The organism is Streptomyces sp. NPDC091287 (genome assembly GCF_044768525.1).
Classification (GTDB): Bacteria; Actinomycetota; Actinomycetes; order Streptomycetales; family Streptomycetaceae; genus Streptomyces.
This window is the reverse complement of record NZ_JBIVUV010000004.1, coordinates 245,438-257,661: the sequence shown is the minus strand read 5'-3', so window position 1 is coordinate 257,661 and position 12,224 is coordinate 245,438. Positions and strand designations below refer to the sequence as shown.

The window sequence follows — 12,224 nt, the reverse complement described above, 5'->3', positions numbered from 1 at the left end:
GGCGTGCGAGGCGTTCCTGGGGTGGGAGGAGGGGGAGGGCTCACCCGGGCCGGGCAGGGCCCCTGGGTCGCCTGCGTCGCCCGGGCCGAGCGCGTCTGCTGGGCCGCACGCGCCGCCTGCGTCGCCCGGGCCGAGCGCGTCTGCTGGGCCGCACGCGCCGCCTGCGCCGCCTGGGCCGAGCGCTTCTGCCGGACCTGCTGCTTCCACCGGGCCTGGCGGTTCCGGGCCCGGCGCATCCATCGGGTCTGGCGGTTCCGAGCCCGGCGGTTCCACCGGGCCTGGCGCTTCCGGCCGGCCCGCACCTGGTCTGCCGCCACCCGGCCGGCCCGCGCCCGCGTCCGGTTCCGGGACGTCGGCCGCGTCTCCCTTCGTGACGCCGCCCGCGCCCGCCCCCGTGGCGTCACCCGCGCCCATGCCCGTAACGGCCCCGCTGCCCCCGGCCCCCACGACGCCCCCCGGACCGCCGACGCCTCCGCGGGCAGCGGCCCCCCGGCGCCCGGGCGAAGGCCCGCCCGGTCCGGCGCCCGGGCCCGACGCGTGGCCGGACGCCGGGCCGGGGCCCGCCACCGAGCCGCCCGGACCGGAGCCCGTCGGCGCGCCGGTCGTCTGCCCCAACTGCCGTACGGAGAACGCCCCGGGCCGCACCCTGTGCATCCGCTGCGCCCTGCTCCTGGACCCCGGGCCCGCCCCCGAGGGCCGGTTGCCGTGGTGGCGGCGGATCCTGCGCCGCCGGCCCCGGCAGGCGCGCGTGGCGGGGGCGCGTCCGCGGCGCGGGTGGCGGCGGCCGAGGGTCGGGCTGCCCATCGTGCTGATCCTGCTGGCGGTGGGGGTCTGGTTCGCGCTGCCGCATCTCTCGGGCCTGTTCGGCTTCGCCAAGGAGGAGACCGGGACCCCGGAGTCCGTGCCGCCCGCCGTCTGCCGGGGTTCCAGTGAGGCGCGCGGGCACCCGGCGGCGGCGGCGGTCGACGGGTTCAACAACCGTTACTGGGCACCGGAGAAGACCGGCGAAGGGGTCGGGGAGCACCTGGAGTGCGACTTCGCGCAGCCGGTGCGGATGATGAAGATCGTGGTGTTCTCCGGGACGTCGGCGCGCCAGAACGAGTTCCTGACGCAGGGCCGCCCGGCGCGGCTCACGGTGGAGCTGACGTCGAAGGACGGGGAGAAGACCGACCGGACGATCCGGCTGCGCGACCAGGCGGGCCAGCAGACCTTCGACGTACGGGGTTCGGACACCGTCAAGGCCCGGCTCACGGTCGAGTCGGCGTACGGCTCGGGGAAGGACCGGCGTACGGCGGTGGCGGAGATCGAGTTCTTCGGCCGACGGGAGTGAACAGGCGTTGGCCGGAAGGCGTGGCCGGAAGGGCTCCTACGGATCCAGCCGGTCCGCGCGCATGCGCAGATAGCGGGCCTCGGGTTCGCTGAGCGTGCCGTCGGCGGCCGCGCGGTAGGCGGCACGGGCGGCGGCCGGCTCCCCGGCCCGTTCCAGGAGATGCCCGCGTACGGCGTCGAGGCGGAAGAGCGGCTCCACCGTTCCCGTCAGGGCGTCGACCGCCGCCAGCCCCGCCCGGGGCCCGTCCACCATGGCCACGGCGACCGCCCGGCCCAACGCGGCGGCGGGGTCGGGGGTGCGCCGTACGAGGAGGTCGTAGAGGGCGAGGATCTGCGGCCAGTCGGTGTCCTCCGCGCGCTGCGCCTCGTCGTGGAGGGCGGCGACGGCGGCCTGGAGCTGGTAGTCCCCGGCCGGGCCCTGGGCGAGCGCCTCCTCGGCCAGGGCGGTGCCTTCCGCGATGGCCGTACGGTCCCAGAGCGCCCGGTCCTGTTCGTCGAGAGGGATCAGCTCACCGTCCGGCCCGGTGCGCGCCGGGGTGCGCGCCTCGGTGAGGACCATCAGCGCCAGCAGCCCGGTCACGCGCCCCTCGTGGGGCAGCAGCCGGCGGACGGCGCGGGTCAGCCGGATCGCCTCGCGCGCCAGGTCCGTGCGGGTGAGGTCGGGGCCCGCGGTGGCGGTGTAGCCCTCGTTGAAGATCAGGTAGAGGACCTGGAGCGCGGTGCCGAGCCGCTGGTCGAGGTCCTGGGCGTCCGGCCGCCGGAACCGCGTACCGCGCAGCGTCCGCTTGGCCCGGCTGATCCGCTGCGCCATCGTCGCCTCCGGCACCAGATGGGCGCGGGCGATCTCCGCCGTGGTGAGACCGCCGACCGCGCGGAGGGTGAGCGCGATCTGGGCGGCGGGGGAGAGCGCGGGGTGGCAGCAGAGGAAGAGCAGGGTGAGCGTGTCGTCCTCGGAGGGGGCCCGGCCCAGGCCGGAGGGGCCTTCCCCGGGCGGCGGCGCGACGAACGCGTCCGCGGGGGTGAGGGCCGCCGCCGTCTCCTCCCGCCTGCGACGGGCCTCGTCGCTGCGGAGCCGGTCGGTGAGGCGGCGGGAGGCGACCCGGATCAGCCAGCCGCGCGGGTTGTCGGGGACTCCGTCCCGCGGCCACTGCTCGGCGGCCGCGATCAGGGCCTCCTGGACGGAGTCCTCGGCCGGGTCGAAGTGCCCGTACCGGCGCACGAGCGCGCCGAGGACCTGCGGCGCGTGGCGGCGCAGCAGGTCCTCGATGATGACGTCGGCCGTACGTTCCATCCGCGTCCTCGGGTGGTGCGTCAGTCGTCGATCCCGCCGTCGACGGGCCGGATGAGCACCGGGTAGTCGGGCGCCCCGGCCGGCTGCGGACAGCGTGCCACGCGGGCCGCGATCTCGGTCACCCTTTCCAGGCTCTCGCAGTCGAGCACCCAGAACCCGGCGAGCAGCTCCTTCGTCTCGCTGTACGGCCCGTCCGAGACCACCGGACGGCCTTCGGCGTCGAGGCTGACGGCCCGGCCCGACGCGGGCTCCCGCAGCCCGTAGCCGGTGACCAGCTCGCCCGACTCGGCGAGGTCGTCGTTGATGCTGCCCATGTAGGCGAACATCTCCTGCATGGCCTTCTTGTCCCAGGCCGGGCTGTCCGCGGTGCCCTTGCCGGTCTGCGCGTCGTAGTCCGCCTGGCTGCCCTGGACCATCACCAGATACTTCATGACCGTCGCCTCCTGGTCGCTCGTTCGCTCGATTCCGTTTCTTCCTCTTGCACAGGGGACGTCGGGGCCGGTGCGGGGTTCTCGACACCACGCGCGAAGTCTTTTGGGATTCACCCGCTGGAGGGGGCGGAACACGAGGTTCAGTAAAGTTCGGCAGCGTCGCCCAGCGCCTCCTACCACCCCTTCCTCCTGATTCTTTTCTGCCGCGCCGAACGAGGTCCCGACCGTGTCTGCCGCCCCTCCCCCCGCTGCCTCCCCGCATCCCGTCTCCGTCGTGGGGATCGGCGCGGACGGCTGGCCCGGCCTGTCCGGTACGGCCCGCGAGGCGCTGCGGGAGGCGGAGGTGCTGATCGGCGGGGCGCGCCAGCTGGAGCTGCTCCCGCCGGAGTGCGCCGGTGCCCGGGTGGCCTGGCCGTCCCCGCTGAGGCCCGCCGTCCCCCGGCTGCTGGCCGAGCACCGGGAGCGCCGGATCGCGGTGCTGGCGAGCGGGGACCCGATGTTCTACGGGATCGGGCGGGCGCTGGCGGAGGAGCTGGGGCCGGAGGGGCTGCACGTGCTGCCGCACCCGTCCTCGGTCTCGTACGCCTGCGCGCGCCTCGGCTGGCCGCTGGAGGACACGGAGGTCGTGACGCTGGTGGGCCGTCCGGCGGCGCGCCTCGCGGCGTCGCTGTACGACGGCCGGCGCCTGTTGGTCCTGAGCGCGGACGCGAGCACCCCCGCGACGGTCGCCGCACTCCTCACGGAGCGTGGCTTCGGCCCGAGCGGGCTGCGGGTGCTGGAACAGCTGGGCGCCGAGGACGAGGGTTGCGTGGACGGCCTCGCGGAGACGTGGGAGCACCCCCCGGGAGACCGCCTGAACGTCATCGCGATCGACTGCCGGGCGTCGGCGGAAGCGCTGCGGCTGGGCACGGTCCCCGGGCTGCCGGACGAGGCGTACGAGCACGACGGCCAGCTCACCAAGCGCCACATCCGGGCGGCCACGCTCGGGACTCTGGCGCCCGCGCCCGGAGAGCTGCTCTGGGACGTGGGCGGTGGCTCCGGCTCGATCGCGGTCGAGTGGCTGCGGGCGCATCCGTCCTGCCGGGCGGTGAGCGTGGAGCGGGACCCGGTACGGGCCGAGCGGATCACCCGTAACGCGGAACGCCTGGGAGTCCCCGCGCTGAAGGTCGTCACGGGTCCGGCCCCGACGGCCCTGGCCGAACTGGAAGCGCCGGACGCGGTGTTCATCGGCGGCGGCCTGACCGCGCCGGGCCTGCTCGACGCGTGCTGGGAGGCGTTGCGGCCGGGGGGCCGGCTGGTCGCGAACACGGTGACGCTGGAGTCGGAGGCGCTGCTCGCCGAGCGGCACAAGGCGCACGGCGGCGAGCTGGTGCGCCTCGCGGTGGCCCACGCCGTCCCGGTCGGCGGTTTCACCGGCTGGCGCCAGGCCATGCCCGTAACGCAGTGGTCGGTAATCAAGCCCCCGGGTTCCGGGGCACGTTCGCACAAGGGAGATCGATCATGACGGTGCACTTCATCGGCGCGGGCCCCGGCGCGGCCGACCTGATCACGGTGCGCGGCGCCCGGATCCTCGCCGCCAGCCCGGTCTGCCTGTACGCGGGCAGCCTGGTCCCGGTGGAACTGCTGGCCGAGTGCCCGGAGGACGCCCGCCTGATCGACACGGCGAACCTGGACATCGAGCAGATCACCGCCGAGCTGGTCCGGGCCCACGAGGACGGCCACGACGTGGCGAGGCTGCACTCGGGCGACCCGTCGGTGTTCAGCGCGGTGAACGAACAGATGAAGCGCCTGGACGAGGCGGGGGTCCCGTACGAAGTGGTTCCCGGCGTCCCCGCGTTCGCCGCGGCGGCGGCGGCCCTGAAGCGCGAACTGACGGTCCCGACGGTCGGCCAGACGGTGATCCTGACCCGCATCGCGCAGCGCGCCACGGCGATGCCGGAGGGCGAGGACCTGGCGACACTGGGCCGCAGCGGCGCCCTGATCGTCCTGCACCTGGCGGCGCGGTACGTGGACCGGGTGGTCGACGAACTGCTCCCGCACTACGGGGCGGACTGCCCGACGGCGGTGGTGGCGATGGCGTCCCGCCCCGACGAGATCATCCTGCGGGGCCCGCTGGACTCGATCGCCGAGCAGGTGAAGGCGGCGGGGGTGATCCGGACGGCGGTCATCATGGTGGGGCGGACACTGGGCGCGGAGCAGTTCCGGGACAGCCACCTGTACGCGGTGGGGCGGGACCGGGGGGAGTGCTGAGGGATCTGCGGAGCGCGGGCCACGAGGCGGGGCGTCCCCCGTCCGACGCGGACGACACGAACGCGGGGACGAACCGGAGGATGAGCCGTGACGAGGCGCTGTCTCTCGTGCGGCGTCTGCTCGACGGTGCCGACGAGGCGGAGGCGGACGAGATCCTCGACGCCCTGGAACGCGGGCTGGCGTGCCCGCACATCAGCGACTACATCTACTGGGGCCCGGACCCCGGCCCCAGCCCGGAGCAGATCGTCGACCGAGCACTGGCCTACCGGCCGATAGCGCTCTGACCCGAGCACCGGTGCATGGGCTCCTTTCGGCATTCGGCAGGGGCCCGTCGCTGTGCCTTGTCGGCCTCGCTCCGGAGGGACAGCCGGCCCGGGATGTCTCAGCGCTCAGTCGCAGCGCTCAGTCGCCGCCCGACGAGCCACCACAGCCGCCACCAAAGCCGGTGCCTCCGCCGGGGGCGGCCTCCGTGGATGAGCTGTGGTCGTCGTCGAGGGCCTTCCCCATGCGGCGGAGGGTACGGCCGAGGCTGTCGGGAATCGGGTGGGCACTGAGCAGTCCGTGCCGGACGGGGCCAGTGGCGAGAGCCGCCGGTCCGTCGAGTACGTACGTGGGCAGAGTTCCTTCTGATGCGGCGGCAGCCAGGAGCCGCCGCCCTGCGCGGGTGGTTCGCTGCCGCCTCCCGCTCAGCAGGCCGAGGCACACCAGGTGTCGGGCGATGTCATCGACCGGCTGGGAGCGCCCGACGGTATCGATCACTTCCTCGACGCGCTTGCTGCGGGGGCAGGCGGCGATGACCGCGCGCTCGACCGCATGCGTCGACCGGACTTCGCCCGTGGGACGGAGCCGAGTCGCCCGCAGGGACAGCGTCCCCTGCTCGGTGAGCGCCACGACGGCGCTCTCGACCACGCGCCGCCGACCACCCGCGAGGAACGTGTACGCGTACCGGTCCAACGCTCCGCCGGCGAACTCTGCCCCGGGTCGCCCCCATGACCGTGTCATACCGTTTCCCCCTCGACCCGGCACACCTTGTTGCGGTCATCGTTCCCCGACACGGTCCCCCCGCCCCGGAACCGGCAGAAGTCAGAGCCTCATTTGAGGTAGCAGAACAGGCACGTTGCTGTCGGTGTCCTCCCCGCCGACACCACCTGCGCGATGGCACCCGCGAACGGCGGTGATCTTGTTAAGACACCCCTTGTGCGGGTGAGAGATCAGTCGAGTCGCCCGTGCACACAGAATTCGGAGGGCCATGCCATGAAGTACACCGTCTCGATCGAGATCGCCCTGCCTCGGGAGAGGACCGTCCAACTGCTCGCCGACCCGGCGAACATGCCGAAGTGGCTGAGGGGCCTGGTGGTGCACGAGCCGCTGAGTGGCCCGCACGGGCAGCTCGGTACCACTTCACGGGTCGTGATGGAGATGGGGCAGCGGACTTTCGAGGCCACCGAGACCATTACGCGCCGGGAACCGGCAGACCTGCACGGAATCCCGAAAGGGAGCGTTGTTCACTTCGACCGCGAGATCAGCGGCGAGGGCATGTGGAGCGTTACGCGCGACCGGCTGACGGAGGCCGGTCCGGAGACCACCCTCTGGGTGAGCGAGAACGAGTACCGGTTCGACGGCTTGCTGATGCGACTAGTGGGGCTCCTGATGCCCGGCACCTTCCGCAAGCAGTCGCGACAGCACATGCAGGACTTCAAGGCCTTCGCCGAGCAGGGGAAGGACGTCCGCGAAGCGAAGGGCTGATCTGCCGTGCCGGGTGTGTGCTCATGCGCTCCTCGCCTCATGACAGCTGAGGTGGTCAGGGTGCTCGGCTCAGCGGATGGTTGTCGCGGTCAGGAACGGGTCGGTCGGCGGTACCAGTTCTGCCGTGGCGACTTCCACCAGGTTTGCCGGAGCGTCGCCGCGTTGCAAGGCGGTCACGTACTCGATGGTCTGGGTGTGGGAGAGCTTCGGGACTCTTCGGCGCAGGATGTGCATGGCGTGAACCCTGCCGCGCGTGTCTGCCACCGCCCGGACCTCGTCGTGCAGTTCGTCCACCGCGGTCCGCGTGTCCTGCCCTCGGATGCGGGACCGGTAGTCCGTCTCCCACGCGTCGGTCACGGCCGAGACGACGCCGATCCGGTGCAGGCTTCCGTCGACGCGGTCAACAAGGTACGGCCCGTTCCCGGCCAGCATGAGGTCCGGGTCCCGGGTGCGCAGGTACTCCTCGGATGTCCAGGAAACGATCCACACCAGCTCGTGCCGCTCTGTATGCGACACCGCCATGCGCATCGGGTCCAGCCCGGCCGACAGCTGCTGTCGATAGTCGCGTTCCAGCTCTTCCTCAACCATGTGAACCGCGGCATCTCGCTCAATCACTCGATCAGCATCCTTCGGGGCCTTCGGGGCCTTCGGGGCCTTCGGGGCCTGCGGGGTCGCCGGGATCTTCGGGGCTGTTCAGGGCGCGTGCGAAGTCGGTGAGGGTGCGGAAGTCGGTCTCGCGCAGGCCGATTCTCGGGTTGACGTGGTGGAGAAGCGCCGGGCCCTTGTGGTGCGTGGCCACGTAGGCGTGGTCTGGGGCGCTCTGTTCGTCGTCGATCCAGGCGAAGGGGCGGCCGGCGGCGTAGTCCACCAGGGGGCCCGTCTTCCAGTGGACTCCGTCGGGGCGTTCTCGGAACAGGGCGTCGCCGAAGTCCACGAAGGGGAGTACGGGCAGGCCGAGTGTCGGGGCGATCCACCGGTTCGCCTCGGCCATCCACGTGGTGGCCCAGCACAGTTCGTAGCCGAGTCGCAGCAGGGCGGGCCCGTGTTCCGGGTTGAGCCAGACCCGCAGGGTCCGTCGTCGTCCCGAGAGGCCGTCGCCGGCTCCCGGCAGCCCGTCGCCCAGCGGCACCCTGAGCGTGATGTAGCCGTCGGGGCGGCGCTCGGGCTGCGCGGCATAGGGGTTGAGCGGGCCGTCCACGTCGAGGAAGAGCAGTGGTCGGGTCATCGTCGGCCCCCCTGGTAGAACATCCATTCTGCCGGGGGAGCGTGGTCAGCCGCCCCCACACGCCCGTGCCCGGCGGCGAACAGGTCGCTGCCGGGCACGGGTGACGGGAGCGCGCTCAGCCCCTGAGAGAGGCCTCGCGCGTCAGCCCTTGATCTCGATCTCGCCGTTCTTCGAGGTCGACGCGTCCGCCTCCGGGGCGCCCGAGGTCGCGGGGGCGGGCACCGTACCCACGCGGCCCTTCAGATTCTGGAGGAGGGACGCCATGTCCACGCCCGTCGTCGAGGTGAGCAGTTCCATGCCCTGCGCGACGTTGTCGGTGACCGTGCGGGCCAGCTGGCTCGCGCCGTCCGTGGAGATGACCGTCATCTTGTCGATGGCGCTCAGCGGCTCGGAGGCCTTCGCCACCACGCTCGGGAGCACCTCGACCAGCATCTGGAGGACGGCCGCGTCGCCGTACTGCGCGAACGCGTCGGCCTTCTTCTGCATGGCCTCCGCCTCGGCCGCACCCTTGGCGGCGATCGCCGCGGCGTCCGCCTCACCCTCGATGCGGACCGCGTCGGCCAGCGCCGAACGGTGCAGCTTCTCGCCCTGACCGGTCAGGCGCGAGCGCTCCGCGTCGGCCTCGGCCTCCTTGACCTGGGCGATGCGGCGGGCCTCCGCCTCCTGCTCGGCCTGGTAGCGGGCGGCGTCTGCGGGCTTACGGACCTTCGTGTCCAGCTCGCGGTCGGTCAGCGCGGCCTGGCGCTCGGCGACCTTCTCCTGCTCGGCCAGGACTTCCTGCTGGCGGGCCGCCTCGGCGAGCGGGCCGGCGGCGTTGGCCTTGGCGGCCGCGGCTTCCGTCTCGGCCTTGATCTCGGCCTGCTTCAGGTAGTACGTCCGCTCGGCGATGGCGATCTCCTCGGCCGCCTTCAACCGGGCCTGCTCCGAGGCCCGCTTCGCGATGGCCTCGGCGATGTCCGCCTCCTGCTTGGCGCGGGCGGCCTCCGGGCGGCCGAGGTCCTCCAGGTAGGAGCCCTCGGTGGTGATGTCCTGGATCTGGAAGGCGTCCAGGATCAGGCCCTGGCCGGAGAGGCTGGCCTCGGCCTCCTCCGCGACCTGCCCGGCGAACGCGGCCCGGTCCCGGATGATGTCCTCGACCGACATGCGGCCGACGATCGCGCGGAGCGCGCCGGAGAGCACTTCCTGGGTGAACCCGACGATGCCGTCCTGCTGCTGGAGGAAGCGCTGGGCCGCGGCGCGGATCGCGTCCTCGCTGCCGCCGACCTTGACGATCGCGACGCCTTCGAGGTTCGACTTGACGCCGCGCAGCGTCACCGCGCCGCGCACGGCGATCGGGATGTGCCGGCTGGACAGGTCGAGGGTGAACTTCTGCTGGACGAACGGCACGACGAAGACGCCGCCGCCCACGACGACCTTCTGGCCGCTGTTGTCGATGCTGGTCTGTCCGGTGACCGGATCCGTCGACTTCTTGCCGCGGCGGCCGGTGATGATGAACGCCTCGCTGGGCCCGGCCACCTTGTAGCGCGTGATGACGACGAGGCCGAGCAGAACGAGGAGTACGACGATGCCGATGACGGCGATGACTACTGGACTCATGTGATGTGTCCCCCCTGCCTCCCGTGGGGGACGGCAGATTGTTGTGGAGCGTGGCGGTGCTGTGGAGTTGACCGGTGCGGTGTGCCGCGTAACGGTGGGTCGTCAGTGTGGATCAGGGTGGATACGTGGTCAGCGCTCCACCGGGCGGACCGCGACCGACGTGGTCGACAGTGCCTCTTCCACCCAGATCTCGGTCCCGCGCGCGACGGGCGCGGCCGACTTGGCCGAGTACTTCACGGGCTGACCGCCCAGTCGCAGCAGCACCTCGCCGTAGCCCTCGGCCGGGATGGCCGTCACGACGGACCCCGAGGTGCCGATCAGGTCGGAGCCGCGCGGGGTGGCGTCCGTCTGGTCGCGCATCAGGGCCTTGCTGAGTTTCCAGGTGAGCCAGGCCGCGACCAGGCCGGCGGCGACGCCGATGACTGTGGCCACGAGCGTTCCGGCGCTCGTCGAGCCGAGCACGATCGCTCCGCCGAAGCCGAGCATCGAGATGAAGCCGGCGATCACCGGAAGCGACAGCAGCCCGTCGAAGAGGCCGTCGAGCACACCGTCGAAGAGCCCTTCGAGGATCCCGCCGAAGATCAGGGAGAGCGCGAGCAGCACGATCCCCGCAATGCCGAGACCGAGAAAAATGGTCACGCGATCACTCCCCTGTTGCTCCTGCTGCCGACTTCCCCCGAACGTTTTCCGTCGATCTGGCTGGATGGTCCCATACGGCACCTCCTTCGGTCACTGCCGGATTCCGGCAATCTTTACGCGTCTTTGATGCCGGACAGGTGGTCCGTGAGCGTGGTGAGCGACTGGAACGTCGCACCGAGCAGGGCCACGTGCTTCCAGCGCAGGATCCCGTCCGGGCCGATGAGGAAGACCGCCCGCCGCACCCCGATGCCCGGCGCGGAAACCCCGTACGCCCTGGCGGTCTCCCGGCTTTCGTCGGCCAGCAGGGGCATGCGCAGCCCGAAGGAGCGGGCGAACGACTCATGGCTGTCCACACCCTGTGGACTGATTCCCCAGACGTCGGCGTCGAGGCCCTCGAAGGCTTCCATGCCCGAGGAGTACGAGCACAACTGCTTCGTGCAGACGCTGGTGTTGTCCCCGGGGTAGAACGCCAGCACCACGGACCGGCCGCGGGCGGACGACAGCCGGTAGTCGGCGCGCTCGAAGGCGTCGCCCGACAGGACTCCGCCCGGGAGAGTGAAGTCCGGTGCGGCGCTGCCGAGTTGAGGGCCTGATGCCATGGGAGGCTCCTTCGCTGTCGTATACGGGGATGGTGCCGAGGGCGCGGATGGTTCCGCGATCGTGACCGTACAGTGGGGGGACCGGGCCCCCGGTCGAGCCGTTGGCCCGCTGGCCCGCTGGCCCGCTGGCCCGCTGGCCCGCTGGCCCGTCGAGTCGTTGGCCCGTCGACGGCGATCCTTCGATCCGGCGATCCGTACGCCCATCCGGAGCGGCCTCGGCGCCGAATACGGGGAGAGGGGGCAGCATGCCCCGCACCCGCACCTGGAGGTACGCGTGGCCCAACGACCGCCGTCGGCAGCGGTTCTCGTTCTGCACGGGGGGCGCGAGAGCGGTACGGGCCCCCCGCCGTCGGGGCTGCTGAATCTGCCCGGTACCCGGATGCGCCCCTTCGCCCGTGCCGTCGCCCGGGCCGCCCGCACGGCCGGCGACGACATCCTCGTGACGCAGGTGCGGTACGTCCACCGGGGCTGGAACGGCACTCGCGCGGACCCCTTCCACGACGCCGTGGCCGCCCTCGACGCACTGCGGGAGGAGGCGGGCGAGGAGCTGCCGGTGGTGCTCCTGGGTCATTCCATGGGCGCGCGCGCCGCCCTCCGAGCCGCCGGGCATCCCCTGGTGCGGGGCGTCGTCGGGCTCGCCCCCTGGTGTCCGCCGGGGGACCCGGTCACCCAGCTCGCGGGCCGTGACGTCGTCCTCGTCCACAGCAACCGGGACCGGATGACGAGCCCCCAGGCCAGCCAGTCCCTCACCGCGCGGGCCCGCCGCGCCGGAGCCCGTAGCTGCATGGTCACCGTCCGGGGCGGCGACCACGCCATGATCCGCCGGGCCGCCGCCTGGCACCGGCTCACCACCGCGCTGGTCACCGGACTGCTCGGTTCCGGCAGTCTGCCGGGCCCGGTGGCCGAGGCCCTCGCCCTGCCGCCCACCGCCGAGGCCACCGCAGGCACCCTCGACCTGGACGCCGATCTCGGCCTCGGCCCCTTCCAGGACCGGACGGGCGCCCGAGGCTGACCGGCCGCGCTGCGGATGCGGTACGGGAGCGGGCGGCCGACGATGGAGGACCGGAGGAGCCGACGACGGCGGGAGGCGTGCTCTTGCAGGCCGACACGTGCGACGA

14 protein-coding genes are annotated in these 12,224 nt (G+C 72.6%); 6 read left to right on the top strand and 8 right to left on the bottom strand.

Features of this window, described 5'->3' with window-relative positions; all coding sequences use genetic code 11:
* Nucleotides 1-412: 412 nt before the first annotated feature.
* The gene (locus ACIQRW_RS07840; RefSeq protein ID WP_403755955.1) at nucleotides 413-1,330 is read left to right on the top strand and encodes a discoidin domain-containing protein; all 918 of its coding nucleotides are present in this window, start codon (nucleotides 413-415) and stop codon (nucleotides 1,328-1,330) included.
* A 36-nt stretch (nucleotides 1,331-1,366) separates the two neighbouring features.
* On the opposite strand, the gene ACIQRW_RS07835 is transcribed toward ACIQRW_RS07840, so the two are convergent.
* Complete coding sequence (locus ACIQRW_RS07835; RefSeq protein ID WP_403755952.1) at nucleotides 1,367-2,620, bottom strand: RNA polymerase sigma factor; 1,254 nt, start codon at nucleotides 2,618-2,620, stop codon at nucleotides 1,367-1,369.
* A 20-nt stretch (nucleotides 2,621-2,640) separates the two neighbouring features.
* Nucleotides 2,641-3,051, bottom strand: a complete 411-nt coding sequence (locus tag ACIQRW_RS07830; RefSeq protein WP_403755949.1) for a YciI family protein — start codon at nucleotides 3,049-3,051, stop codon at nucleotides 2,641-2,643.
* A 226-nt stretch (nucleotides 3,052-3,277) separates the two neighbouring features.
* On the opposite strand from ACIQRW_RS07830, the gene cbiE reads away from it, so the two are divergent.
* The 3 genes from cbiE (at nucleotide 3,278) to ACIQRW_RS07815 (ending at nucleotide 5,585) form a co-directional block, all read left to right on the top strand.
* Nucleotides 3,278-4,555 (top strand): precorrin-6y C5,15-methyltransferase (decarboxylating) subunit CbiE, encoded by a 1,278-nt coding sequence (cbiE, locus tag ACIQRW_RS07825; RefSeq protein ID WP_403755946.1) that lies wholly within the window; start codon nucleotides 3,278-3,280, stop codon nucleotides 4,553-4,555.
* Nucleotides 4,552-5,301 carry a precorrin-4 C(11)-methyltransferase gene (gene cobM, locus ACIQRW_RS07820; RefSeq protein WP_403755943.1) on the top strand — a complete coding sequence of 250 codons (750 nt, stop codon included), beginning with the start codon at nucleotides 4,552-4,554 and terminating at the stop codon, nucleotides 5,299-5,301. Before cbiE ends, cobM begins: the two co-directional genes overlap by 4 nt.
* A gap of 80 nt (nucleotides 5,302-5,381) precedes the next feature.
* Nucleotides 5,382-5,585 (top strand): e9imm peptide, encoded by a 204-nt coding sequence (locus ACIQRW_RS07815; protein WP_403755941.1) that lies wholly within the window; start codon nucleotides 5,382-5,384, stop codon nucleotides 5,583-5,585.
* 118 nt (nucleotides 5,586-5,703) lie between these two features.
* Here the strand turns inward: ACIQRW_RS07815 and ACIQRW_RS07810 are convergent, their stop codons facing one another.
* Entirely contained in the window at nucleotides 5,704-6,303 is a 600-nt protein-coding gene (locus tag ACIQRW_RS07810) for a TIGR04222 domain-containing membrane protein (RefSeq protein ID WP_403755938.1), read from the bottom strand.
* Between the two features lie 252 nt (nucleotides 6,304-6,555).
* Here ACIQRW_RS07810 and ACIQRW_RS07805 point away from each other — a divergent pair, with 252 nt between their 5' ends.
* On the top strand, nucleotides 6,556-7,047 hold the full coding sequence (locus ACIQRW_RS07805) for an SRPBCC family protein (RefSeq protein WP_403755935.1): 492 nt from the start codon (nucleotides 6,556-6,558) through the stop codon (nucleotides 7,045-7,047).
* 69 nt (nucleotides 7,048-7,116) lie between these two features.
* On the opposite strand, the gene ACIQRW_RS07800 is transcribed toward ACIQRW_RS07805, so the two are convergent.
* From ACIQRW_RS07800 to ACIQRW_RS07780, 5 genes are all read right to left on the bottom strand, one after another.
* Nucleotides 7,117-7,635: a YrhB domain-containing protein gene (locus ACIQRW_RS07800; RefSeq protein WP_403755932.1), complete on the bottom strand. Its 519-nt coding sequence runs from the start codon at nucleotides 7,633-7,635 to the stop codon at nucleotides 7,117-7,119.
* Between the two features lie 31 nt (nucleotides 7,636-7,666).
* A complete protein-coding gene (locus tag ACIQRW_RS07795; protein WP_403755929.1) occupies nucleotides 7,667-8,272 on the bottom strand; it encodes a hypothetical protein in 606 nt (201 codons plus the stop codon).
* Nucleotides 8,273-8,413: 141 nt separating this feature from the next.
* On the bottom strand, nucleotides 8,414-9,868 hold the full coding sequence (locus ACIQRW_RS07790; protein WP_403755926.1) for a flotillin family protein: 1,455 nt from the start codon (nucleotides 9,866-9,868) through the stop codon (nucleotides 8,414-8,416).
* 129 nt (nucleotides 9,869-9,997) lie between these two features.
* Nucleotides 9,998-10,507, bottom strand: coding sequence for a hypothetical protein (locus tag ACIQRW_RS07785; RefSeq protein WP_018960813.1), 510 nt, complete (start codon nucleotides 10,505-10,507; stop codon nucleotides 9,998-10,000).
* Between the two features lie 113 nt (nucleotides 10,508-10,620).
* Nucleotides 10,621-11,106: a peroxiredoxin gene (locus ACIQRW_RS07780; RefSeq protein WP_403755924.1), complete on the bottom strand. Its 486-nt coding sequence runs from the start codon at nucleotides 11,104-11,106 to the stop codon at nucleotides 10,621-10,623.
* A 274-nt stretch (nucleotides 11,107-11,380) separates the two neighbouring features.
* Here ACIQRW_RS07780 and ACIQRW_RS07775 point away from each other — a divergent pair, with 274 nt between their 5' ends.
* Nucleotides 11,381-12,118 carry an alpha/beta hydrolase gene (locus ACIQRW_RS07775; RefSeq protein ID WP_403755921.1) on the top strand — a complete coding sequence of 246 codons (738 nt, stop codon included), beginning with the start codon at nucleotides 11,381-11,383 and terminating at the stop codon, nucleotides 12,116-12,118.
* Nucleotides 12,119-12,224: the final 106 nt, after the last annotated feature.